Annotated in this window: 26 protein-coding genes; 10 read left to right on the forward strand and 16 right to left on the reverse strand. The window is 38.1% G+C overall.

Annotated features, from left to right (window positions below; genetic code table 11):
• The first annotated feature begins 42 nt into the window (after positions 1 to 42).
• Positions 43 to 495 (forward strand): DUF1569 domain-containing protein, encoded by a 453-nt coding sequence (locus ACHWSC_RS02560; protein ID WP_394675704.1) that lies wholly within the window; start codon positions 43 to 45, stop codon positions 493 to 495.
• Positions 496 to 555: 60 nt separating this feature from the next.
• Here the strand turns inward: ACHWSC_RS02560 and ACHWSC_RS02565 are convergent, their stop codons facing one another.
• The gene (locus tag ACHWSC_RS02565) at positions 556 to 1,002 is read right to left on the reverse strand and encodes a GNAT family N-acetyltransferase (RefSeq protein WP_394675705.1); all 447 of its coding nucleotides are present in this window, start codon (positions 1,000 to 1,002) and stop codon (positions 556 to 558) included.
• Between the two features lie 247 nt (positions 1,003 to 1,249).
• On the opposite strand from ACHWSC_RS02565, the gene ACHWSC_RS02570 reads away from it, so the two are divergent.
• On the forward strand, positions 1,250 to 1,795 hold the full coding sequence (locus ACHWSC_RS02570) for a hypothetical protein (protein WP_394675706.1): 546 nt from the start codon (positions 1,250 to 1,252) through the stop codon (positions 1,793 to 1,795).
• Positions 1,796 to 1,905: 110 nt separating this feature from the next.
• Here ACHWSC_RS02570 and ACHWSC_RS02575 read toward each other — a convergent pair whose 3' ends face one another.
• Complete coding sequence (locus ACHWSC_RS02575; protein ID WP_147420839.1) at positions 1,906 to 2,109, reverse strand: hypothetical protein; 204 nt, start codon at positions 2,107 to 2,109, stop codon at positions 1,906 to 1,908.
• Between the two features lie 287 nt (positions 2,110 to 2,396).
• On the opposite strand from ACHWSC_RS02575, the gene ACHWSC_RS02580 reads away from it, so the two are divergent.
• Positions 2,397 to 2,597 carry a YqaE/Pmp3 family membrane protein gene (locus tag ACHWSC_RS02580; protein WP_075994862.1) on the forward strand — a complete coding sequence of 67 codons (201 nt, stop codon included), beginning with the start codon at positions 2,397 to 2,399 and terminating at the stop codon, positions 2,595 to 2,597.
• Positions 2,598 to 2,631: 34 nt separating this feature from the next.
• Here ACHWSC_RS02580 and ACHWSC_RS02585 read toward each other — a convergent pair whose 3' ends face one another.
• Positions 2,632 to 3,417 carry an alpha/beta fold hydrolase gene (locus ACHWSC_RS02585; RefSeq protein ID WP_205400986.1) on the reverse strand — a complete coding sequence of 262 codons (786 nt, stop codon included), beginning with the start codon at positions 3,415 to 3,417 and terminating at the stop codon, positions 2,632 to 2,634.
• A 45-nt stretch (positions 3,418 to 3,462) separates the two neighbouring features.
• Entirely contained in the window at positions 3,463 to 3,897 is a 435-nt protein-coding gene (locus ACHWSC_RS02590; protein ID WP_394675707.1) for an SRPBCC domain-containing protein, read from the reverse strand.
• 304 nt (positions 3,898 to 4,201) lie between these two features.
• Here ACHWSC_RS02590 and ACHWSC_RS02595 point away from each other — a divergent pair, with 304 nt between their 5' ends.
• Positions 4,202 to 4,651 (forward strand): hypothetical protein, encoded by a 450-nt coding sequence (locus ACHWSC_RS02595; protein WP_145327082.1) that lies wholly within the window; start codon positions 4,202 to 4,204, stop codon positions 4,649 to 4,651.
• A 1-nt stretch (position 4,652) separates the two neighbouring features.
• Here the strand turns inward: ACHWSC_RS02595 and ACHWSC_RS02600 are convergent, their stop codons facing one another.
• From ACHWSC_RS02600 to ACHWSC_RS02625, 6 genes are all read right to left on the reverse strand, one after another.
• A complete protein-coding gene (locus ACHWSC_RS02600) occupies positions 4,653 to 5,099 on the reverse strand; it encodes a hypothetical protein (RefSeq protein WP_088162066.1) in 447 nt (148 codons plus the stop codon).
• Between the two features lie 114 nt (positions 5,100 to 5,213).
• Positions 5,214 to 6,416 carry a hypothetical protein gene (locus ACHWSC_RS02605; RefSeq protein WP_394675708.1) on the reverse strand — a complete coding sequence of 401 codons (1,203 nt, stop codon included), beginning with the start codon at positions 6,414 to 6,416 and terminating at the stop codon, positions 5,214 to 5,216.
• Positions 6,417 to 6,626: 210 nt separating this feature from the next.
• On the reverse strand, positions 6,627 to 7,121 hold the full coding sequence (locus tag ACHWSC_RS02610) for a hypothetical protein (protein WP_088162068.1): 495 nt from the start codon (positions 7,119 to 7,121) through the stop codon (positions 6,627 to 6,629).
• A 21-nt stretch (positions 7,122 to 7,142) separates the two neighbouring features.
• On the reverse strand, positions 7,143 to 7,310 hold the full coding sequence (locus ACHWSC_RS02615) for a hypothetical protein (RefSeq protein WP_394675709.1): 168 nt from the start codon (positions 7,308 to 7,310) through the stop codon (positions 7,143 to 7,145).
• Positions 7,311 to 7,320: 10 nt separating this feature from the next.
• Positions 7,321 to 8,079 (reverse strand): DUF1266 domain-containing protein, encoded by a 759-nt coding sequence (locus ACHWSC_RS02620; protein ID WP_088162069.1) that lies wholly within the window; start codon positions 8,077 to 8,079, stop codon positions 7,321 to 7,323.
• 33 nt (positions 8,080 to 8,112) lie between these two features.
• On the reverse strand, positions 8,113 to 8,760 hold the full coding sequence (locus tag ACHWSC_RS02625) for a hypothetical protein (protein WP_088162070.1): 648 nt from the start codon (positions 8,758 to 8,760) through the stop codon (positions 8,113 to 8,115).
• A 224-nt stretch (positions 8,761 to 8,984) separates the two neighbouring features.
• Between ACHWSC_RS02625 and ACHWSC_RS02630 the strand changes: the two genes are divergently transcribed.
• From ACHWSC_RS02630 to ACHWSC_RS02645, 4 genes are all read left to right on the forward strand, one after another.
• Positions 8,985 to 9,509 carry a Crp/Fnr family transcriptional regulator gene (locus ACHWSC_RS02630; RefSeq protein ID WP_088162071.1) on the forward strand — a complete coding sequence of 175 codons (525 nt, stop codon included), beginning with the start codon at positions 8,985 to 8,987 and terminating at the stop codon, positions 9,507 to 9,509.
• Positions 9,510 to 9,560: 51 nt separating this feature from the next.
• The gene (locus ACHWSC_RS02635; protein WP_394675710.1) at positions 9,561 to 10,118 is read left to right on the forward strand and encodes a DinB family protein; all 558 of its coding nucleotides are present in this window, start codon (positions 9,561 to 9,563) and stop codon (positions 10,116 to 10,118) included.
• A gap of 168 nt (positions 10,119 to 10,286) precedes the next feature.
• Complete coding sequence (locus tag ACHWSC_RS02640; protein ID WP_394675711.1) at positions 10,287 to 10,913, forward strand: hypothetical protein; 627 nt, start codon at positions 10,287 to 10,289, stop codon at positions 10,911 to 10,913.
• 40 nt (positions 10,914 to 10,953) lie between these two features.
• The gene (locus ACHWSC_RS02645) at positions 10,954 to 11,862 is read left to right on the forward strand and encodes an alpha/beta fold hydrolase (protein WP_201667884.1); all 909 of its coding nucleotides are present in this window, start codon (positions 10,954 to 10,956) and stop codon (positions 11,860 to 11,862) included.
• Between the two features lie 161 nt (positions 11,863 to 12,023).
• Here the strand turns inward: ACHWSC_RS02645 and arsC are convergent, their stop codons facing one another.
• A complete protein-coding gene (gene arsC, locus ACHWSC_RS02650) occupies positions 12,024 to 12,374 on the reverse strand; it encodes an arsenate reductase (glutaredoxin) (RefSeq protein ID WP_394675712.1) in 351 nt (116 codons plus the stop codon).
• A gap of 183 nt (positions 12,375 to 12,557) precedes the next feature.
• Here arsC and ACHWSC_RS02655 point away from each other — a divergent pair, with 183 nt between their 5' ends.
• Positions 12,558 to 13,466 carry a helix-turn-helix domain-containing protein gene (locus ACHWSC_RS02655; protein WP_394675713.1) on the forward strand — a complete coding sequence of 303 codons (909 nt, stop codon included), beginning with the start codon at positions 12,558 to 12,560 and terminating at the stop codon, positions 13,464 to 13,466.
• 82 nt (positions 13,467 to 13,548) lie between these two features.
• Positions 13,549 to 14,550, forward strand: coding sequence for an aldo/keto reductase (locus ACHWSC_RS02660; protein WP_394675714.1), 1,002 nt, complete (start codon positions 13,549 to 13,551; stop codon positions 14,548 to 14,550).
• Positions 14,551 to 14,678: 128 nt separating this feature from the next.
• Here ACHWSC_RS02660 and ACHWSC_RS02665 read toward each other — a convergent pair whose 3' ends face one another.
• The 5 genes from ACHWSC_RS02665 to kdpB all read right to left on the reverse strand — a co-directional run bounded on the left by ACHWSC_RS02665 (position 14,679) and on the right by kdpB (position 21,358).
• Positions 14,679 to 16,415 carry an ATP-binding protein gene (locus ACHWSC_RS02665; protein WP_075993223.1) on the reverse strand — a complete coding sequence of 579 codons (1,737 nt, stop codon included), beginning with the start codon at positions 16,413 to 16,415 and terminating at the stop codon, positions 14,679 to 14,681.
• Positions 16,416 to 16,439: 24 nt separating this feature from the next.
• Positions 16,440 to 17,561, reverse strand: a complete 1,122-nt coding sequence (locus ACHWSC_RS02670; protein ID WP_075993224.1) for a histidine kinase — start codon at positions 17,559 to 17,561, stop codon at positions 16,440 to 16,442.
• A 62-nt stretch (positions 17,562 to 17,623) separates the two neighbouring features.
• On the reverse strand, positions 17,624 to 18,709 hold the full coding sequence (locus tag ACHWSC_RS02675; protein WP_394675715.1) for a porin: 1,086 nt from the start codon (positions 18,707 to 18,709) through the stop codon (positions 17,624 to 17,626).
• A gap of 47 nt (positions 18,710 to 18,756) precedes the next feature.
• Positions 18,757 to 19,323 carry a K(+)-transporting ATPase subunit C gene (locus ACHWSC_RS02680; protein ID WP_201667878.1) on the reverse strand — a complete coding sequence of 189 codons (567 nt, stop codon included), beginning with the start codon at positions 19,321 to 19,323 and terminating at the stop codon, positions 18,757 to 18,759.
• 25 nt (positions 19,324 to 19,348) lie between these two features.
• Positions 19,349 to 21,358 carry a potassium-transporting ATPase subunit KdpB gene (kdpB, locus tag ACHWSC_RS02685; RefSeq protein WP_394675716.1) on the reverse strand — a complete coding sequence of 670 codons (2,010 nt, stop codon included), beginning with the start codon at positions 21,356 to 21,358 and terminating at the stop codon, positions 19,349 to 19,351.
• Between the last annotated feature and the right edge of the window lie 22 nt (positions 21,359 to 21,380).

Below are 21,380 nucleotides of genomic sequence, written 5' to 3' on the forward strand. Positions count from 1 at the left end.
ACCAAAGTTCCAGCAACCTGAAAACCAATTAGTATTTAAATTATGAAAAATATTTTTGACAAAACAGTGAGTGATGAAGTGATAGCACGGATTCAAAATCTTAATCCAGACAGCAGTGTCCAATGGGGTAAAATGACGGTCGATCAAATGTTAGCCCACTGCAATGTGACCTATGAATTGATCTATGAAGACAAGCATCCTAAGCCTACTGGATTAAAGAAACTACTACTAAAATGGTTTGTAAAGAATCTGGTGGTCAATGAAAAACCTTATAAGAGAAATAACCCTACAGCTACAGAGTTTCTGGTAACATCCAGACGTGATTTCGAGATCGAGCAACGTAGGTTAATCGATTACATTAGAAAAACGCTGGAATTGGGCGAAAACTATTTTGATGGGAAAGAGTCCCATTCTTTCGGCAAGCTGAAAAGCTGGGAGTGGAACAACATGTTTTATAAACACCTGGATCATCATTTGACACAATTTGCCGTCTAATTAATCTCAGTTGCCAACTGGATCGCCAGGCGCAGAAGTGCCCTGACGATCCAGTTAAGGTTATCGCCACCAATGATAATAGTTATGCATGCCGTCGTATTCAAATCCACACCTCGGATAAAGACTATTACCGATAACATTTGTTTTCTCGGTCTCAAGCATCAGACCACAAGCTCCAGTCTCGTCACACCAGACTTTACTACGATCTATAAGCCGAACCGAAAGACCTTTACTCCGATGATCAGGATGCACAAATAGATCACTCAACAACCACTGTCGCTGCAATTTAGTATAATGAAACAATTTATAAAGCTGAACAAAACCAACAGCTTGTTCGCCCTGAATTGCCAAAAAGATTTCTGACTCTCCGTACAAAAATCGCTCCCTCAAAAATTCTTTGGCCTTTTCCAAATCCGATTCCTGTCTGTAGAAAATCCGATAAAGATTGAATAACGCTGCTGCTTGATCAAGATCCTCAAGACTTGCCTTTCTAATGTTATAATTCATTTCATTAAATAGTTTGATTTATAGTGCAAATGTATCGCAACTCTTTCGTGTCGACCTCATCCAGATAGCAGATGTACAGTGGTCCAATCTTCCGTAACATGGATTTCGATGCGACCAATAAACAAGTTCATAATAATTTCAAAAACAGACTTCATGCCTTTATAACAATAGTTGTCGAATTATAAATGCTTTTGAACGAATTGTAAGTCTTCTATACGGTCAATTTATAAGGTCCCTATATTTAGATATGAAAAGGAGAAAATTAGCAGCCACAGACAATGAAACCTTTATCAATTATTACCTACCCAATTGGCGATCCATTATCATCGGTAGTATCTTGATTTTAATGGGGTTATCTACATGTTTCATCGGTTATCATCCGAATGATTCATTTAAAGAGAATTTCAGTGCCATGGTACTTGACTTTAAAGATGTATTTCGCTTTTTAGTCTCATTATTTATGCTGTTGTTCCACTTATCTTTTATTATCGGCGGCTTCCTTCTTCTAAAGAGCAGCAGGAAGGTCATCCGAGCCCGGACAGATAAAAAAGGATTGTATTTTAAACGGATCGAAAAAAAGACCGGGAGTATGTGGGCTTTGGCAGATTTGGATGCGCTGGTATTCGTGCCCTACATTCAAATCGTTAATATCCGCATTATTGAAAGCAATTGGTTGGGTCCTAGACTTGAGCTTGAGACTTTTCAAGGTAAAGAAATCCTTACCATGTTGAACGTATTGAGCCGAAAACAAAAAGAGCAAATTTGCCAAACTGTGAAAGAATATGGCATTTAATGGAGATGTGGTCTACCCTCTCCTATTTAAACAAGTAAAGTTTACTAAAATCGGAAAAACCTGATTCTAGTAAACTTTTACTTTGAACGATTTGCTGGTATAATTTATAATCAATCGTTGTGCAACAACTGATCGACATAGTCTCTGATCTCTTGTGGTAGCATAAGATAAACCGATGTTTTCAGATTTGCTTTACTTGGTTCCCCATCGATGAAAATATTCTTAAATCCATCATTGAGCCATTTCCCCTCATCTTCTAGATATCCATGATATTTGCTGTCTAAATTCTCAATAATATTGTTATTGTTTCCCATGTTTTCCGTCATTTATTCTATGTAATCTGCATCTAAAATATTCGACAGGGAAACATCAACTTTGGTGCCACACCTCCTTAAAATTCTAAAATTCATCTGTCAGAAAGCATATTTTAAGTTTTCTTAACATTTACCTATTCTAGCAACGCAAAAACATTAAACATTAAATATCAACACATTACATACAAACAAAAAAAATAACTTAATTTGCTTTAGTTGATATTATTCGTGATTTTTAATGGTGAATACCGTACTTTTGTATTTTAACGTTTATAACCCTATTCTTTATGATATTAATAGCAGTCTTACTTCCTTGGTTATCATTTTTCTTACGCGGTAAGATTCTAAGTGGCATTCTCTGTTTGATCCTACAGATGACCATACTGGGTTGGATACCCGCAGCCATTTGGGCGGTTGCATCTCGTGTTGACGGAAAAAACGAACAGCGCATACGTAAGATGGAACGTAATATGCGTAATTATCGATAAACCTTTGCCGCGAACTTATTCGATTGAACAGGTATCAATTAGGTGCCAAAAAATGCTGTATTTGTCCTAGTGTAAAATCGATCAGTTGGTCATTGACATCGCCATTAAAATCAGCCATCATATAGTTCCCATGATTAGCCGGTAAAATAAGCAGTCGAGCATGAGGAATCTGCTGTTGCATGGCCGCTAGATGTATCGTTTTCACAACATCTTGGTCTCCCCCTATCAAAAATACCGGGCAGGTCAAAAGCCTTAAGGATTCCGTTTCGAAGTCTTTAAAGTTTATCATGCGCTGGCTATCTTTTTCATACATATTTCGAAATTTCTCCGGATCTGGATTCAGCTTCATAAAGTTCTCTTTGAGAAAAGGTGGTATATCGTTAATTGTTGAAGCTTCCATACTTTCAAAAAAACCATCTAAAAGTCCCTCTCTTTTGGTATTTCCCGATGCTGCAATCAGCTTTTCCACCTTGTCCGGATACATCGTCGCAAATTTCAAAACTGTTGTCGCTCCATTACTAAAGCCAAAAAATGATGCTTTTGCGATAGAAAAGAAGTCAAGAACAGCCGAAATATCTTTCGCATCCTGCTCGAAGGTTTCGGGGGTGGTTCTGTGTTCGGATCTTCCATGATTTTGCAGGTCTATCACAATCAACTGGTACTGATCATGCAATCTTTTTATTGTCTCTTCAAAATCAGAGAATCCAGAGGAACCTCCGCCATGAATCAATACTAAAGGCCTTCCTGTGCCGAATATTTCGTAGTAAAGTTTTATTCCATTAGCAGGTGCATAACCGCTTTTCGATTCTATTTCACGCATAATTTATTCTATAATGTCTATATTTCTGTCAGTAGCAACACGCTTCTACAACGATTTGTTTTCTATAAATTTTTTAAAACTTAGCAAGACCCCATCGGTAAAAGACTGTTGTAGGTCCAAAGGTGTAAATGTATCAGGTTCGAAAGTTTCACGGATAATCGTATTGTCATCAATCGCCTGAAATTCAACAATACACTTTCTACCTCCACTGGTACTTTCAATATACTCCATCCAAATAATCTCATCGTATACTCCTACATAATCAAATCCCTCGCGGCTATTTTTTTGTTCCATTCTAAAATTAAACATCCCGCCCTCTCTAAAATCAATATGAACAGCAGGACAGTGCCAATCGTCAAATGGAATATTCCATTGCATAATTGCATCAGTATCATTCCAGTATTTCCAAACATCGGCTAGTTGTTTTTCAACTAAAATAACCGAAACCAAATTTTTGACAGGACGATCTTTATGTTTCATAGGATGTTTTAAATGATAAGAATACTTTTGTCTATCTACATTGGTTTAAAATCATTCCGTTCAATGTTCTGATACAAAAGATCACATTGCGCGGCACCACAATATTAATAAACTATACAGAAATTCGACTTGTCCTATGACAATATTGACTTACGCTGCACACATTTTTCTGCGATACCGCGAAGATGCACCTATAGCTAAGGAAAGGATGAAAGCCTACCGTAAAAGGTCGATTAAAGAATAAACAGACGACTGTGGTATATTTATTGTGTGAATATCATGAAATATATAAAAACCGATTCAAATGAGAAAACTAGCATTTATAGTCATGAGCCTTGTTACTTTTACATCTTGTAACAATGCCCCCAAGAACAGCGAATCCAAAGAAACAGCTGGCCAAGGTAAGGAAGAAGCAACTCCATCGATCGGCGGCAGCAAGGATGAGCACGGTTGTTTAGTCGCGGCAGGACAAACTTGGAGTGAGATCAAACAAGGATGTATCCAGGTATTCAATGTTGGCTTACGCCTAAATCCAACGGAGAAAGAAGAAGGAAAAGCTGTCATTAGTGCCTTTGTTGTCCTTAGCGAGGATAAATCAAAGCTCGAATTATTTTTACCTGATGACAGTAAAAAAACCATTATCCTGGATAAAGTCGAAAACGACATTTACCAAAAGGATAACTATAAATATGATGCTAAAAAATCAGCGCTTTACGTGAATAATACGATCAAGTACACAGGTGATGTTGAGTAGCCTAGAAAGATTGAACTATTGGCACAATTTGTACTACATAAGGCCCTGAGTAATGATTCCCTATCATTTTATTCTCATTCACCGTAATATGATATTGGCCAACATCTTTAAATCTATAGGCAAGCTCTTGGCCAAAGGGGCCATCAGCCGAACCATCGGGCATAAAAAGCTGACTAATTCGTACATTGGCTGTATCCGTGGGAGTTTTTATTTTGATAAGAACCGAATCCGCCTGATGGACTGAAATGAAAATAGTATCCGTTTTCCCTGATACCATACTCATTTCCTTAGATCTGCCACCACCAAAAAAGGTTACGTTAGAAGGTAAATCCTGTGCCTTGTGCTTAGATTCATTTGTACTGGACTGTGGCGGGCGCTGAGGTAATTGACAAGCTCCATACAGAAAAACTACCAACACATTCATGATCAATAATTGTAATTTACCCATAACGTTTTACTTAGGATAACAAAAGCTATTAAAATACAGTTTTAGTTACGCCAACTTTTTCTATACAAATCAAACGTTGATACTGGATTCTTTATACCCCTACCACTTTATCGGTTATCTCGTTTTATGAACTTCCTCCAGCATTTCAGTAATACACTGCATGAATAATTCATGGCCTTTCACGGGGTCATAAATGAACCCATGGCCACCAGCCTTCAGTGTCCGAAGATGCCAAGCCGGTGATTTTCGGCTAGCGTAGACAGCACTGATCTTCGCTATTGGATAGATGGTATCGTCAGCCGTGTGAAAAGAATATATTGGTCTATCGCAGTGTAGCCGTTCCCAATCGATCGGCTCAATAACGAGTTCACAATCGGCAGATAATGTGAAGAAGGCACTAAATGGTGTATTACTTTGAGCGGCAAACCAATAAACGGCTGTACCACCATTAGACATTCCACCAAGGTAAATTTCGTTGCTATTCAGTAAATAGTTTAGTTTGACTTCTTCAGTAATTGCTAACACCTGTTGAAAGGCAGAACGTTGTCGTACCCAACCGTACGATTTTTTTCCAAATGGATAAATTACAACAAATCCCAAATGATCTGCCAATTTAAAAATCGGCTCATCCGCTACACTTGGGTCCTCGAACTGGAACTCAGTGACACTTGAGACACCACCATGTAAGTAGACGATAGCTCTTACGTTGTTTTTATCTTTAAGCTCCGCAGGTAGATAGACCAAATATGGTACAAGACTATCGCCCATTTGATTCCAATATAAAACAAAGCCTGATTTGACCACCTCACCTGCCCCCCTTGAACTATTATGTTGAATCTTTTTTAACCACTCACGTTTAGCCTCAGCTTGTCGCTTTTTCAACTGCGCTACCTGTGTTGATAGCCGATCCAATTGATTTTGATAGGCAATTTGTTTTTTTAAATTTTGAAATTCCTCGGCCGATGAAAAATACCGGTACTCATCATCAGTTATTCCAAGTCCCAGCTTAATTCCTTCCTCAAACCACGCTATTGCCAAGTCCACACTGTCTACATTCGCCGCTGCCACCATCGCGTTGGCGTAATCATATTTTCCTATCGAATCTTTCTGTATAAAAGCAGCTTTAAAATCGTTCAGAGCAGCTTGGTAGCGCTTGTCCTTCAAATTTTTCCCCGCACTTTCCATTAATAATGAATAGGATGACATATTAGCCAAACGCATCTTCGCTTGTGGAATCTGAGACTGAGACCTCCCAATTGCAATTACGAAACAAAACACAAACACAAGAGAACCAGCATTAATTAACGTACTCATCATCTGAAAGTCTTTATAAAATCTCAATCATAAAAATTAAATGTCGAACCAAAGTAATCTAATTAGATCTCGAACACGAATTGTTCAAACGTCTTAAATATAGATGGCAATAGGGACTTCTCTTAATCTATTTCGGTGAAACAAAGAAAATCATCGGTGAATAATCATCTGATGGGGATAAGCGAAGGCACACCTAATTTCCTAATTCATAAGTTACATCGTCCACAAACTCCATTTTGATTTAATTGCATGTGGATTTAGTTCCCGTATTTTTTGATAAAAAACATAGAAATTTCTATTCCAGAGGGAATAGTTATGCGTAAAACTGAAAATGGACTGTCCCTTACTATCCAATTGAACGACAACTTGCCAGATATAGTGATTATTAATTTGAGTCGATGTCCTACGAAGTTCAATGATATCCACTAACCTAAAGGATCTACCTGCCCCGCCTCTTCGACCGACAGCGTAGAAATAATTTTCATCAAAAAAATAATCTTCGTCACTTAACAGATTATCTTCTATACCAAATAGAAAGGGTCGTGACGACAGTTTTCTTAATTTATCTGTTTCAAAATGATCATTCATCTCATAGCTTTTTTTAACACCGTATATATAATTTTTAGTTACATTTTTCTTATAGACTTGTGTCAACACGACAACGATCAACACACAACTGATAACCAAAACAATGCCTTTAAAATTCATTTATTCCAATAAAAAAGGAAATTAACTGACACAAATTACATAGAACGTAGGAATTCCCCCTTCATCTTTCTCGATAGCATCTAATCTTTCGAGATAGCTATGGGAGCGGATTTCTTTCTGAGCGATTTGTTGTTCCAATTGATAGCGCAAATCCAAAGCCGTAAAATGTAGTGGATGTGAAGGCCACATGAGACAACACTCAGACGGAATGATTACCATTCCACCATGCGACATTATTCCAGGGACTTCCTTTCTTTTCTTTAAGATACCCAATATACCTTTTCAAGTAAGATTTCCCAATTTTACTGTTTAACCCAACTTGATCTTCTCCTTCCATAAAATGGTCGGAAAATAGCAACCAATCACTAAAATGCTTTTTCGCATATACTGACAACTTTTTGAGAACATCTAATGCCACAGGTTTTGATAGATATCCAACGTCCGTTGCGGATGTCGTAATATGACTTGCTACAGCAACAACAAAGGCATTCACCCCTACTTTGGAGATATCCCAAACGGCTGTATCGATTTTGCCGTTTTTTTCTTCCAATGCGGTCCCTGTCTTTTCTATTCCAAGTAAGGTAAAATATGAGCTCAACATTTCAAGACAGCTGTCTGTATCTGTTATACCAAAATCTCTTTTTAATAATTTGATAAAATCACTTCTATATTGATCAATTTTGGGATAATTTCCAAATTGATATAAGTGAATCGGATAATTTCCATCATCTCCTGTACTTCCGAATACCGTAAACCAGTCCCCAAAAACAATGACTCTAAATGCGGCTCCTAATGCATTACCAAACTGTTCTTCATAAGGAATATCCAGAAGTATATTGTTATCAATTGCTAAACTATCCTCCCTTTTTTTCTCTTCGGCTTTCAAAGTCAGTTCATCTTTGGCTTCATGCACACCTTCCTTTGCCGCATTCAATAATTCTCTTAAAAATTTAAACATAACGGTATTGATATTAACTACTTAAAAGAAATCTTACTTACTATATTTTGCTACAAGCGCATAATCATAGGGGATTCTCATGGACAAGTCGCGTGCTTGCCAAATATCTCCTTCAGACGCCTGGTAAAAATCATAGGCATTTTTCAAGAAATTTTCACCGTTTGGAGCCTCCACCCAACTTTTCTTCTCTCGATTGTAAAGTAAAATCATACAACTCACGCAACGATAATTACCTGCTGTTTTTGGGTTTTCAAAACAAGTTCCAACTTTAATATTAATCTTCTGATTGATTATCACATCGGTCAATTTACGATCCGTGAGATGAATTAATGCGATTTGTGCATCCTCATGATCCGGTGGTAACTTCGCTATTACTAATCGTCCAAAATCTGTCTTTCTAATTTTTTCGATTTCTAAGGCCCTAAATTCTGGCGATATGCGATTTGTATCAATCGGGTATAGATCATCTTCTACAGCTGCCACTTCAGTCGTCGTTACTTCGGTAGCCCCAGCGGCAAGTAGCTGTTTATTGTTTTCATAATTTTCCCAATCTGCTGTATCGTAGGTAACCCACTGCTGTATCTTATAGAGCAAGGTTTCCCTCTTATTGACTTTGATAAAAAACGCCGCTATTAAAAATGAAACCAGCAAAATGAACAGGATAACAAGGACTCTTTTCAAACTAAAATTATTTAATGAAGTATTTAAATCTGTAAAATCGTGAAAACATATTCCATGTTTTCATTTAATACCGTAAATCTGCACATAATTATTCAACCGGTAAATCTGGAACCCATATTAGGTCAAAACTTGGCGATATTTGTAGCTCAATAATCAATATTTGAAAACAGCAATACAATCGCTAATTTCGAAGACCTTTAATGATTCAATTAAATCCAACGTGTATGCATAAGCTGTTAGATCTCATATCACCTCGAATCTTTAAAAAAGAAATTTCTTTTAGGAGGAACGAATACATTAAAATGAATGGTTCGATTGATTCAAAGATTTATTTCATAAAAAAAGGCAGCATCAAAATCTCTATTTTTCAGGAAGATCATGAACAGATTATTCGCTTTGGATATGATGGAGATCTCATTGTAGCTATGGATTCTTTTATTCATGGTAGCTACTCGGATTATGCAATTCAGGCAATAAAGAAAACAGATATGCTAATCGCCGAGAAGGAAGATTTTATGAATTTTATCTATTCCACTTCAGAAAACACAAATTTATATATAACTATCTTGGAACAGTTGGTGTTACAGCAGCTTGAAAGAGAACGAGATCTATTGCTGGACTCCCCAAAAAACAGGTATGAAAGACTCATTAAACGAAATCCTAGATTATTTCAACTAATTCCTAATAAGCATATCGCCAATTATCTTAGAATGAGTCCCGAAACTTTATCAAGAATCAGTAAATCTTGAGTTAAATCAATTTTTTTCCAATTTATTTTCGAGTATTTTATCAAAAAAAAGATGAAATATAAATCATTAGAACTACTTGATCAACTGGAAAAGCAAGTACAAGAACATATGTCATTTGTCAATTCCCTAGAAGCCCTTTCTCAGGAGACATTACGTAAAAGACCTCATGAAGGGTCCTGGAATATCCTCGAATGCATACAGCACCTGAATCTGTACGGAAGTTTCTATTTACCTGAAATCACAAAAAAAATATCCGAAAGCAATCTTGGCCACAATGTTGATTTCAAAAGCGGTTTTTTAGGAAACTATTTTGCTAATTCTATTTTACCAAATGATAAGGAAAAAAAGATCAAAACTTTTCGAAAAATGGATCCCAGAAATCTTATGCAGAGCGCCGAACCGATTCCAGTTTTTTTAGAAAAGCAAAATAGACTACTTCATCTACTCGATAAGGCAAGGTCAAAAGATTTAACTAAAATTCGCATTAGGCTATCTTTCAGCAACTGGATACAGCTCCGTTTAGGAGATATATTTCGCTTTATTATTCATCACAATACCAGGCATATTGTACAAATAAAGAATATCTTATCGTTAACTACAACACATTAAAATAGGGTCCTAAAGAAGCCCACGCCATATACACCAAAAGCATGTGGGCTTACCGACAAATAATATTGACTAACCGAGGTAAACCCTATATTGACCGAATAGCACTATCATGATACATGATTATGTATTTATTTTAGACAGGATCAGATAACCAATAAAATAAAAACAATGCATAGAATTATAGGAATATGGATCGTCTTCTTGATTTGCTTTTCTCAAAATAGTATTGGACAAGTAAAAGATTCAAACTATTTTCTCGAAAAAGATAATACTAAGGTACCGCCGCAGGCCAACATTTTACCGCTACAAAATTTCAACTTCCACGTCAAACCCTATCAGGCTTTAGGAACCAAAGTGATCGTAGATTCATTATCGCTCGGAGCAGATAATTATATCATTTATACATTTAGCGTAACCAAATCTCCTCATGACAAGGAATATTATTCTTTCTGCAATATTGTCGTTAAATTAACCCCGCAGGAGTCTATGATGACTTTAGCTCAAACGAATAAAATTTACGCTGGAAATGTCTCAAGAAACCACCCCGACTATTTTGGTCAGGGCACTTTAATACGGGATGATTATCGTATTGATTTTATAGCATTTACGCAAGAAAACCATGATATTAGCGTAATTAACACTAAAATTTACAACCTTTCAAAAGGTAGAACCATATTGTTGGAACAAGATACCTTCCACCAATTTATGCTAAATGATTACCAATTTTCGGACATTGGACTGCAATCAAGCAATGACCTTAAAGAACATATTGCAGGACTAATAAATAAACGGTAAACGCGAAAATTCATCCTTTCATTTGAACTTTAAAATAAATATGAAAACCTGGACAATCATGCTATTCTTCGTTTCCATTGGGGTCATACAAACGTATGCGCAGGAAACGGCTAATATTAAAGGTATACGAACATCCTATTGGGTAAAGGGGTTGGAAAAAAGAAAAGCCAACGAGCCAATCGTCATTTTTGAAAGTGGTATCGGCATGAGCGGGAACAATTTTTCCGTCCTTTTTCCCAAATTAATGAGTAATATACCGTATTTCAGTTATGACAGAAATGGCTTAGGAAATTCGGATCCTGATCCATCCTTAAAATCTGACCAAGATGTCGTGGACAAATTACATTTAATCCTATCCGCTTTAGAAATTAAACCGCCCTATTTACTCGTCGGGCATTCGCTGGGCGGAGCTTTTGTTAGGCTCTTTACAGCTAAATATCCGGATGAAATTGCCGGCTTAGTCCTCATCGATCCTACCGATTTTATGTTAACAGAAACAGAAGACGCAATTGCTACTGAAACATCAAATAGCCAGATAGGTTACCAACAACTCTGGGTAAAAATGCTTTCAGATATGATAAACGACAAAAACCTTGGTGAGGGTGTAAAATTGGAAATGAAAAGAGAGCTGGCAGTCAGCGAAAAACATTTTTTTAAAGAATATGCCGATTTACCGCTTCTAAAAAATATCCCTGTTACCGTATTCATCGCCTACAATCGACCTATCGAGCGATATGAAAAAGAAATGAACAGTAAATTGGGAATAAATGATAGATTTTGGTTTGATGCCTATGACCAGCTTCGAATCAAACACTATGCAAATCTAATCAAACAAAATAACAATTGTGAACTGATTCTTTTACCAGGATACAGCCATGGGATACACCAGCAAGACCCTGATAAAGTCGGTGTAAGCATAAATAGCCTCTTTAAAAAAATAACCCACTAAATCATGTCGATTAAAATAATATCATAGGAGATATCTTTAACCGTTCAAAAAAAAGCCAAAATTAGTGATTAGAAAAAAAATTTAAGTACATCCAACACGGCTGCAGCTATATTCAAAAAATGTTTCATACAACGGAAAACACAACAATCAAGCCAGCATCATCACTTAGCACCAATGAGTGCTAAAACTTTTTCGATAGGTCGACCAATTACTGCTACACCGTCCTTTACAACGATAGGGCGCTCAATCAAGATCGGATACGCCAGCATCACATCGATCCATTGCTCATCTGTCAAGTGAAGATTTTGGAATTTTTCCTGAAAGACCGGTTCTCCTTTTCTGATAAGTTCCAAAGGTTTTAAAGCAAGTTGACCCAATAATTCAATCAATTGGCCTCTCGTCGGAACATCGTTTAAGTACTCCTGTACTTCTATATCCACAGCTTGATGCTGTAGCAGCTCCAATGCATTACAACTCTTACTACAATTTTTATTATGATAAATTTTAATCATGGTCGCAATATGTAAAGGATATCCTTGTGATAAAAAATCAATTATTGGATACCCTCAAAAATAGTAACAAAATCACAAACAGTTCAAATAAAATGCCATTGGCTAACCAAATATTCGAATTCATTTTCGAGAAACTGATCCGTTTATGACGTAGGATTGTTTCTCTTTTTTTAATTTAGTAATATGAAATCAGCCGAAAGTGTAACAGATTTTTACAAAAGGCAACCAGGTTTAACTCATCTGGATTTGCCACTAAATAATACGGGAATTGGGCATTTCAATGTTTTCAGCAGGGAATCCTGTACTGTCGTCTCTCCGTACAATCGCCGCGATTTTTATAAAACCTCCCTTATCATAGGGCGTGGAAAACTATATTACGCAGATAAGTGGATACAAATCGATAGACCTGCCATGTTATTTGCGAATCCGGTTGTTCCATATGCTTGGGAACCCGAATCCTCAGAACAATCCGGATGGTATTGTGTATTTACAGAGGAATTTATACAGCATAGTGAACGGATAGAAAGTCTAAAAGACTCTCCCCTGTTCAAGATAGGTAGCAATCCGATTTATTTTCCGGATGAAACACAATTAGCAGAAATTTCTACAATCTTCCAAAAGATGATGGTTGAAATGAACTCGAGCTATATCCATAAAGATGATATGTTGCGAAGTTATCTACATCTTCTAATTCATGAAACGATGAAATCGAGTCCCGCAGCGAGTTTTGGATCATATACCAATGCATCGACCAGGGTATCGGGACTATTTCTTGAGCTGTTAGAAAGACAATTTCCAATCAATACCTTTCAACTTAGCCTGCAATTGAAAAGCCCTGCAGATTATGCGCATGCGCTTTCGGTTCATATCAATCACCTCAATAGGTCGGTAAAAGAAACCACAGGTAAAACCACCAGTACACATATAGCAAACCGTGTGGTCCAAGAAGCCAAAGCTTTGTTGCTGCATACCAATTGGAATGTATCGGATATTGCCTACAGCCTAGGATTTGAATATCCATCCTATTTTACCAATTTCTTCAAAAAGCAAACCGGGATGTCTCCAAACCAAGTCCGAAGCAATACTGTTTGAATTGTATAACAATCTGTTTGATTGTCTTAACTCGCTTCGTTTGTTCCATATGTACTTTTGTATTGAACAAAATGTAATCATTATGAAATATAGAAATCTTGGAACAACAAATGAAAAACTCTCTGCGATTGGATTAGGTTGTATGGGAATGAGCTTTGCTTACGGACCTACGGACGAAAAAGAGAGCATTGCAACATTGGAAAGAGCATTGGACCTCGGCATTAATTTTTGGGATACCGCGGATATGTACGGCAACGGTGCCAATGAGGAACTTATTTCAAAAGTGCTTGTTCCCAACCGTGACAAAGTTTTTATTGCAACAAAATTTGGATTTCGCTTTAAAGATGAAATAGCAGGTCCAAGTGGTACGGCAAACACCTATTTCGATGGCTCGCCTGAATGGATAAAATTAGCGGTAGAAAAAAGTTTAAAACGCCTTGGAATCGATACCATAGATCTTTATTATGCGCACCGCGTAGACCCCAATATTCCTATCGAAGAGACCGTAGGCGCTATGGCAGAATTGGTTAAAGAAGGAAAAGTGAGGTATTTGGGTTTAAGCGAAGCATCTCCCGCATCAATCATTAAAGCAAATACCGTACACCCTATAGCTGCTTTACAGAGCGAATATTCGCTCCTTACACGTGATGTAGAAAAAGAAATCTTACACACCGTAAGGCAATTGGGGATAAGTTTAATTCCTTATGCGCCTCTAGCGCGTGGATTATTTTCCAATTCTTTAAATTTAGAAGATCTTGCTTCGGACGACTTTAGAAGAACCTTACCTCGAAATCAAGGTGAACATGCATTGAACAATGCACATTTAGTCGCCAACTTCTCCCTAGTGGCAAAAGATAAAAACTGTAGTCCAATACAACTCGCTTTAGCCTGGGTACTGGCACAGGGAAATGACATCATTCCTATTCCAGGAACTAAAAAAAGAAAATACCTAGAGGAAAATGTTGGTGCCCTTGATGTACAATTATCGAATGATGATTTAAAAAAAATAGATGAAATACTTCTTAAATACCCCAATATCGGAGCACGATACAGTGAAGGTGCTATGGCTTTAGTCAACCATTAATCCATTTTTGAGATTATAAGTGGCTTGCCGGCGCCACTTATAATCTCAAAAATTGTTCTCCTCTCATCCGTCCTTATTATGTTGTCATAATGTGCTGTATGAACAGATACGAATCGTTTAATATGGTATTAATTATCGGAAATCGCAGTACGCAATGAAAAATAGAAAGAACTTCCTGCGCCATAATCACTTTCAACACCAATTTCGCCACCTTGCGCTTCTATAAACTCCTTACTAATACTTAAACCAAGTCCTGTTCCACCTTTTTTGGACCCTGGCACACGAAAGTAACGCGCAAATATTTTATCCAGATATTTCGGCTCGATCCCTTGCCCACTGTCGGTAACGATAAATTTTGTTTTAAGTTCGCTGTTTTCTACTGCTATACGAATAAGCGAATCCTCATGGGAGTAACGTATTGCATTGGAAAGAAAATTTGTAAGAACCCAGGCCGTTTTCTCATTGTCAGCAAATATAGCTTTCACATTAGGTCCTACCTCGATAACAAAGTGGATATTTTTTTGATTCGCAGCAAATTGATTTGCCATGATAGCATATTCAATAATAGGCTGTATTTCTGTCGTATGTAAGTTAATTTGAATAGAACCACTTTCAACCTGCGTCATATTTAACAGTTCACCGGTTATTTGAAGCAAGCGGTTAGAATCATCTTTTATTCCATTTAACAACGTGAGCTGCTCGGTATTCAGATGACCTATTTGCTCGTTTTCCAACAATTGAACCCCCATCTGAATCGCCGCAATAGGTGTTTTGAACTCGTGCGAAACAGTACCGATGAAGTTTGTTTTTGCAAGATCAAGTTCCTTAAATGGCGTAATATTCTTTAGGATAACCACCTGCCCGATAAACTTTGGCTCAAGTTCACCCGTAGGCAAAACATTGATATCGATAACATCTTTTTCAAAATAGCTTTCTCTATCATCTGCATAAATTTTAACAGCATTTTTTTCACGTTTTTCTACAGGAAGAAAAAGATCTTTAAAAATATCCTTAGCAAGATCATTTTCATCTGAAACCGCTAAAGCAGATCTTCCGAGAAGTTGATCTTTATGTAGATTTGTGATGCGAAGTGCTTCCTCGTTGACAAAAATGACACGTCGCTCTTCGTCAAAGCCTATCACCGGATCATGCATATGATCAACAAGAGACTCAATTCGTCTTTTTTCCTTTAAAATTTTTTCAAGTTTACTTTCAGCGTATTCTTCAAGTTTCTCTGCCATGGAATTAAATGAAGCGACGAGTTCGGCAAACTCACCTCCGCTCTGCACCTGAATACGCTCTTTGTAGTTCTGTCCTGCAATCTGTCGAATACTCGCTGTCAATTTTGCAATGGGGTCAGCTATATTGGACGGCAAATTGACCAGCAATATAAAAGCAATGATAAAACAGAGCGCCCCGGCAAATGAAATGACCAAAATTGCATGTTCGGCGGTGCGATCCGCAATAATACTCTTCCGAGAAATTGCCGTCATATTTTGTTCCATTAACAAGGCAATATCCTTTCTGATAGACGAGACAATAGTAACATCTAAGGGCTTATCTCGCAGTTTTAAAAAATGTTTGGCAATTGCGTTTGTTGTTTGCTGCTCTCCGACTTCGGTAACATTTTTCCGTTGTTTGTCAAGATTAATCTGGAAATTGTTAAAAGCAGCTTTTTCAACAGGAATTTCCTCCAATGCCAATAACATATTCTTGGCGTACAGCAGCGTATTGTAGTTCGCTGTCAGTATATTTGCGGTATCCTTTTTTAACCGGTTTACATACCAACCACTTAATGCGGCAAGTAGAAAGATCATGAGAAAAAGTGATCCTACACCAAAGGTAAGTTTCGTTTTTATTTTCATCTTATTCACAATTTGTCTTTATCATTAAGACAATATAATCAGGTCGATGTCTTCTGTCGACAGTTGTGCCAGCAGTTTGCTAAATGTATCCTTAGCAAGTAACATCCTTAAAAGAGATAATCGTGGTTTTCCAATGCAAACTGTGGTGATCTTGCGGAGCTCGCACAAAGCGATGATCTCTTTTGCCACACTGTGACTTTCTACTTTGATAATTTCTCCACCAAGTTCTGTCGCCAGTTTAAAGTTATTGATCAGGTGTCGTTGTTTGTTTAAGGCTATCCGATCTCCGCGCTCTTTTGGCAACTGTACATAGAGCAAAAACCAACTGCTATTATAATATCCTGCTAAACGTGCTGTTTTTCGGATGACGTTTTTTGCTTTTATTTCATTAGAACTTATACAAGCCAGGAAACGCTCCTTTCGCACCCATCGTTGGGGTTGAACTTCAATCTCTACTTTGCGTTGAACCTGGGAGGCAACTTCCTTCAAAGCCATTTCACGCAATTGTAAGATATGTTCGCTTTTAAAGAAGTTTTGAAGCGCTGCCTGAATTTTTGACGCGTCATAGATCTTGCCCTCTTTTAGGCGAATGATAAGCTCTTCTGCAGTAAGGTCAATATTAACGACTTCATCTGCGGAATCAATAACACTATCGGGAACACGTTCTTGTACTTCAACACCTGTAATCGCTTTGACCTCTTCGTTTAAACTCTCAATATGCTGGATATTAACAGCGCTGATCACATTAATCCCCGCTTCAAGAATCTCCATAACATCCTGCCACCTTTTGGTATTTTTACTGCCTTCAATATTTGTATGTGCCAACTCATCGATAATAACAACCTCGGGATGTGAATTCAAGACAGCATAAAGGTCCAGTTCCTCCAACTGTTTGCCTTTGTAAAAAAGATGGCGTCGGGCGATAAGGGGTAGACCGTCGAGCAATTGATGTGTTTCCTTCCGATTATGTGTCTCAATATAGCCAATACGCACATCGATTCCTCCCTGTAAAAGGGTATGTGCATCCTGTAACATACGGTATGTTTTTCCTACGCCTGCACTCATACCGATATAAAGTTTGAAGCGACCTCTTCTCGATTTCCGAATAAGGTCCAAAAAGTGTTCAGCGCTTTTCCTCTCTTCCATTTTTATTGCCTTTCATTTCAGAAGGTTCCTGCCGATCCAACACACGGCAGGAACGATTGTTTTTAAAAACTAACGGTAAGTGCTGTTACAGCCGTTACACTATTTTTCACCAACTTATTTGTCCGATCAAGGAAAATAGCATCTTTATTCGTGAGATTACGTAGTTCCGTGCGCCAAAGAACATTGGGAAGAATGGCATAATCTGCATTTAAAGAATAGCCAAACGTTTGAAAACCTTGATCTGTAGTCGTAGAAACGATCACACCATGCTTATCGTTGTAATATTCTCCTCTTGCTGTTAAGCTAAATTTTTCGGTCGTCGCGTATCGTGCAATTAACACTGGGGTGTACCATACATTGTACTTCAAACTACCTTTTGCTTTTTGTTCCGCTCCAATATCAAATCCGAATGTGATTCCCAGCTTTTCGTTCATTTGATAAATTGCATATAGGTTATGAAAATAGCGCATCTGTCTGACGCTATCCGCTTTGTCACTGCCTATAAAAGAACCACTATTGATGGTCCATTTATCTGTCGGTTTATAGACCAATTGATGCCCAAATGCTGGTAAACTGCTACCATCTACACGTTGAATCCGCTGCCATCCGTTTAAAATCAGCCCACTTAAAAATAGTTTTCCCGATTTGGATGTATAGGATATTTTTGCTCCTGTTTCAAAATAAGGTGAATTATCCGCAAAAATACTCCTTGTTACAGTCCAATTATCCTTTCCTATAGCGCTTTCAAAGCCCAAATGGGAAGAAAATATACCAGCATCGATCCATAAATTATGTTTTTTCGAGATACGTATACCAGCGTTCGCTTCGTAAATATTTTTTAAGACTCCGGGTTCCGCACCGTAGTTGGCATTCATATATGTACCAACACCTAAAGCAAGATTTGCACGGGTATTTGTTGTTTCGTATGCAGCTTTTAAAAGTGCCAAGTTTATGTTTACTTCATTCGTCCTATTGTGACTATATACAAAGCCTGGACGTGTATTTCCAAGAGGATTGTTAAAGTCCCGAAGGTAATATGCTTCAAGGTAACCACTGATAGACAATCGGGTATTTTGAGTCGTATCTTGCTGTGCAAATAATTGTGTTGCCCCTGCGAGTAAACAGGCCAACATCGCTAGTTTTTTCATGTAAATTGTTCTTATAAAATGTATATCGATGACCCTTTAGGTCAATTTTATTTTTCAACCATCTTGTCCAAAGCAATATTTAGTTCAAGGACATTGATTTTGCGAGGTCCAAACATATTCCATAAAGGCGTCTGAACATGGGCGTCAACAAGAGACTGTAGGCTATTTACCGATACACCTCTCGCTTTCGCAACACGATCAATTTGTATTTTTGCGGCCTCGATGGAGATATCTGGATCCAAACCACTACCACTGGCTGTAACAATGTCTACCGGTACCTGTTCGCGTTTTACAGTAGGATTGTGAACTAAGAAAGTATCGATACGGGCCCTAACTTCCGAAAGATATTCCCCATTAGAGGGTCCTTTGTTACTTCCACCCGATCCAGCAGCATTATAACCAACAGCTGAAGGACGCGACGAGAAGTAATCATCACGCGTAAAGGCCTGTCCAATATTTCTGTAATACTTTTGCCCATTGTACTCAAGCATTTCCCCTTTTCCATGATTGGGTGCTATTTGAGCTATTGCCCATACGAGGGCTGGATATACCACTGAGAGCAGGAGCAATAAAACAATTGTAATCTTTATTGCCGGATATATATGTGTTTTCATCTTTGCTTTTATTATTAAAAATGTATTAGATAAATAGGGAAACCAGTAGGTCTATGACCTTGATACCAATAAATGGAACGAGTACTCCGCCAAGTCCAAAAACGAGCAGATTTCTCCGTAACAGTGCGCTTGCACCTATAGGTTTGTATGCGACTCCTTTCAATGCCAAAGGAATCAGTAATGGGATAATAATTGCGTTAAAGATGACAGCTGATAGTATGGCACTTTGTGGACTACTGAGCTGCATAATGTTTAAACCTTGAAGTGCGGGTATTGCTGCAATAAACAAGGCCGGAATGATAGCAAAATATTTGGCGACATCGTTTGCAATACTAAACGTCGTTAGCGTACCTCTGGTCATCAACAATTGTTTGCCTATCTCCACAACCTCTATCAATTTGGTTGGATCATTGTCGAGATCCACCATATTTCCGGCCTCTTTTGCAGCCTGTGTACCGCTGTTCATCGCTACACCAACATCGGCTTGTGCAAGTGCCGGAGCATCGTTTGTACCATCCCCCATCATGGCGACCAATCGTCCATCAAGCTGTTCTTTTTTGATATAGTTCATCTTGTCTTCAGGTTTCGCTTCGGCTATGAAATCATCCACTCCAGCTTTTTCCGCAATATATTTGGCCGTCAACGGATTGTCTCCCGTCACCATAACAGTCTTTATACCCATTTTTCGCAACCTTTCAAAGCGTTCATGAATTCCGGGTTTTATCACATCCTGCAATTCTATGACACCGAGAACCTGTTCATTCTCTGCAACGACCAATGGGGTTCCCCCATTTTGAGAGATAAGCTTTACGCGTTCATCTATTTCCTGAGGAAACAGATTTCCAGCCTTTACAATGATATTCCGAATAGCATCTGTTGCACCTTTACGAATACGTGTCTGTGCAAAGTCTATTCCTGAGCTACGGGTCTCAGCGGTAAACTTAATGAATACAGGGTTTTCGATCTTATAGCTCGATGGGTTGACACCAGCCAATTCGACAATTGATTTCCCTTCCGGTGTTTCATCCGCCATGGAGCTCAATGTGGCTGCACGTACCAGAGCTTCCTTCAGGATGCCATCTGCGGGGTAAAAATTTGTCGCCTTACGATTTCCGATCGTAATAGTTCCAGTTTTATCAAGCAACAAGACATCAATATCTCCTGCCGTTTCAACTGCCTTGCCACTTTTTGTTATGACATTTGCACGAAGTGCACGATCCATTCCCGCAATACCAATTGCCGATAAAAGACCTCCTATTGTTGTTGGAATCAGACAGACAAAAAGTGAAATAAACGAAGCAATGGTGATACCAACATTGGCATAATCCGCAAATGGTTTTAAGGTCACCGTTACGATAATAAATACAAGTGTAAAACCTGCCAGAAGGATTGTTAATGCAATCTCATTAGGTGTTTTTTGGCGGCTTGCCCCTTCTACCAATGCGATCATCTTATCCAAAAAGCTTTCACCCGGTTCTGTCGTTACCTGCACGACAATTCGATCGGACAAAACCTTGGTACCACCGGTAACTGAACTTTTATCACCTCCAGCCTCGCGGATCACCGGTGCTGATTCTCCGGTAATTGCACTCTCATCTATGGTTGCCAATCCCTCAATAATCTCCCCATCCAATGGAATTACATCTCCCGCCTGGCAAACAAAAACATCATCTTTTTTCAGTTGAGCGGACGAAACTACCCGACCATCACGCAGGGTTGCTGGAGTTTCCTCCCGAGTTTTCCGAAGACTATCTGCTTGCGCCTTACCGCGGGCTTCGGCAATTGCCTCAGCAAAATTTCCAAACAATAAGGTTAAAAATAGAATAAGAAATACCGTAAAATTATAACCAAGTGTACCTTGTAATTTTTCCCCAGTCATTATCCAAAGACAAACGACGGCCATAATCAGCGTCCCGATTTCCACGGTAAACATCACTGGATTACGGAACATTATTTTAGGATTTAGCTTCACGAAAGATTGCTTTAAAGCTTGTTGTACAAGTTCTTTCTGAAACAATGTTTGTTGATTGCTCATTTTTAGAATTCTTTAATTTTAA

Source organism: uncultured Sphingobacterium sp. (assembly GCF_964277905.1).
Taxonomy (GTDB): Bacteria; Bacteroidota; Bacteroidia; order Sphingobacteriales; family Sphingobacteriaceae; genus Sphingobacterium; species Sphingobacterium siyangense.

Coding starts and splice junctions, on each gene's coding strand:
- ACHWSC_RS02560 (WP_394675704.1), top strand. CDS start 43: ATGAAAAATATTTTTGACAAAACAGTGAGTGATGAAGTGATAGCACGG.
- ACHWSC_RS02565 (WP_394675705.1), bottom strand. CDS start 1,002: ATGAATTATAACATTAGAAAGGCAAGTCTTGAGGATCTTGATCAAGCA.
- ACHWSC_RS02570 (WP_394675706.1), top strand. CDS start 1,250: ATGAAAAGGAGAAAATTAGCAGCCACAGACAATGAAACCTTTATCAAT.
- ACHWSC_RS02575 (WP_147420839.1), bottom strand. CDS start 2,109: ATGGGAAACAATAACAATATTATTGAGAATTTAGACAGCAAATATCAT.
- ACHWSC_RS02580 (WP_075994862.1), top strand. CDS start 2,397: ATGATATTAATAGCAGTCTTACTTCCTTGGTTATCATTTTTCTTACGC.
- ACHWSC_RS02585 (WP_205400986.1), bottom strand. CDS start 3,417: ATGCGTGAAATAGAATCGAAAAGCGGTTATGCACCTGCTAATGGAATA.
- ACHWSC_RS02590 (WP_394675707.1), bottom strand. CDS start 3,897: ATGAAACATAAAGATCGTCCTGTCAAAAATTTGGTTTCGGTTATTTTA.
- ACHWSC_RS02595 (WP_145327082.1), top strand. CDS start 4,202: ATGAGAAAACTAGCATTTATAGTCATGAGCCTTGTTACTTTTACATCT.
- ACHWSC_RS02600 (WP_088162066.1), bottom strand. CDS start 5,099: ATGGGTAAATTACAATTATTGATCATGAATGTGTTGGTAGTTTTTCTG.
- ACHWSC_RS02605 (WP_394675708.1), bottom strand. CDS start 6,416: ATGATGAGTACGTTAATTAATGCTGGTTCTCTTGTGTTTGTGTTTTGT.
- ACHWSC_RS02610 (WP_088162068.1), bottom strand. CDS start 7,121: ATGAATTTTAAAGGCATTGTTTTGGTTATCAGTTGTGTGTTGATCGTT.
- ACHWSC_RS02615 (WP_394675709.1), bottom strand. CDS start 7,310: ATGTGGCCTTCACATCCACTACATTTTACGGCTTTGGATTTGCGCTAT.
- ACHWSC_RS02620 (WP_088162069.1), bottom strand. CDS start 8,079: ATGTTTAAATTTTTAAGAGAATTATTGAATGCGGCAAAGGAAGGTGTG.
- ACHWSC_RS02630 (WP_088162071.1), top strand. CDS start 8,985: ATGCATAAGCTGTTAGATCTCATATCACCTCGAATCTTTAAAAAAGAA.
- ACHWSC_RS02635 (WP_394675710.1), top strand. CDS start 9,561: ATGAAATATAAATCATTAGAACTACTTGATCAACTGGAAAAGCAAGTA.
- ACHWSC_RS02640 (WP_394675711.1), top strand. CDS start 10,287: ATGCATAGAATTATAGGAATATGGATCGTCTTCTTGATTTGCTTTTCT.
- ACHWSC_RS02645 (WP_201667884.1), top strand. CDS start 10,954: ATGAAAACCTGGACAATCATGCTATTCTTCGTTTCCATTGGGGTCATA.
- arsC (WP_394675712.1), bottom strand. CDS start 12,374: ATGATTAAAATTTATCATAATAAAAATTGTAGTAAGAGTTGTAATGCA.
- ACHWSC_RS02655 (WP_394675713.1), top strand. CDS start 12,558: ATGAAATCAGCCGAAAGTGTAACAGATTTTTACAAAAGGCAACCAGGT.
- ACHWSC_RS02660 (WP_394675714.1), top strand. CDS start 13,549: ATGAAATATAGAAATCTTGGAACAACAAATGAAAAACTCTCTGCGATT.
- ACHWSC_RS02665 (WP_075993223.1), bottom strand. CDS start 16,415: ATGAAAATAAAAACGAAACTTACCTTTGGTGTAGGATCACTTTTTCTC.
- ACHWSC_RS02670 (WP_075993224.1), bottom strand. CDS start 17,561: ATGGAAGAGAGGAAAAGCGCTGAACACTTTTTGGACCTTATTCGGAAA.
- ACHWSC_RS02675 (WP_394675715.1), bottom strand. CDS start 18,709: ATGAAAAAACTAGCGATGTTGGCCTGTTTACTCGCAGGGGCAACACAA.
- ACHWSC_RS02680 (WP_201667878.1), bottom strand. CDS start 19,323: ATGAAAACACATATATATCCGGCAATAAAGATTACAATTGTTTTATTG.
- kdpB (WP_394675716.1), bottom strand. CDS start 21,358: ATGAGCAATCAACAAACATTGTTTCAGAAAGAACTTGTACAACAAGCT.